Source organism: Lonsdalea britannica, assembly GCF_002111595.1.
Taxonomy (GTDB): domain Bacteria; phylum Pseudomonadota; class Gammaproteobacteria; order Enterobacterales; family Enterobacteriaceae; genus Lonsdalea; species Lonsdalea britannica.
The window spans coordinates 1-669 of sequence record NZ_LUTN01000052.1 but is presented as its reverse complement, the minus strand read 5'-3'; the positions used below and the strand labels follow the sequence as shown (position 1 = coordinate 669).

General features: G+C 60.4%; 1 pseudogene. It reads right to left on the bottom strand.

What is annotated here, in order from left to right:
• Positions 1–268: 268 nt before the first annotated feature.
• A pseudogene (locus AU509_RS17745) lies at positions 269–669 on the bottom strand (Hcp family type VI secretion system effector); the annotation flags it as partial.

The window sequence follows — 669 nt, the reverse complement described above, 5'->3', positions numbered from 1 at the left end:
CGCGCCTATCGTTACGGTAAACTGAAGCCCGGTCATGCTTGCCACGTTATCCCTCTCCTTTTTCCCTGACGCCACGGCTACCGCACGCCCCGGAGTGTATCTCCGTGCGCCCGCGATACCGCCGTGATGGTGGACGGTACTTTTGTGTGCTTTTTATCTTTGTGCTTTTGCTGTGGCCTGGGTCTGCCCACGCCGCAACATCCGTCGATGATGGCGGTGGTGACCGCCAGAAGTGGAAAACCCGGGCCAAAGGCCCGGGTGGTCGGCATTACGCTTCGACCGGCGCACGCCAGTCATCAGAACCAGAGGTCCCGGCGACAGTGTGTTCCCAGTCGATTTTACGGTAGGACAGAGACACCTGGATCAGCTGGGTGTAGTCCAGTTTGGACGGGTCCTGGCAGTGCGGCATCTGGCAGTCGATGTCCACGATGGTCGCGTCGGTCAGCGTGGTGGAGAAGAAGTGCTCCTGCTTACCTTCTACCGAGGTGCGGTACCATTTAGGGTCACGGTCGGCAGCATTTCGCCGGACGCCAGGGCGTTGTACATCAGCGGGACGGCTTTGTTCAGCGCCACGGTGAATTTGAACGGCTTGTGCACACGCTGGCCGGACGGCTGACCGGACTGCGGGTCGGTCGGTACGGTCACAACGTGGTTGAATTCCTGCACCAG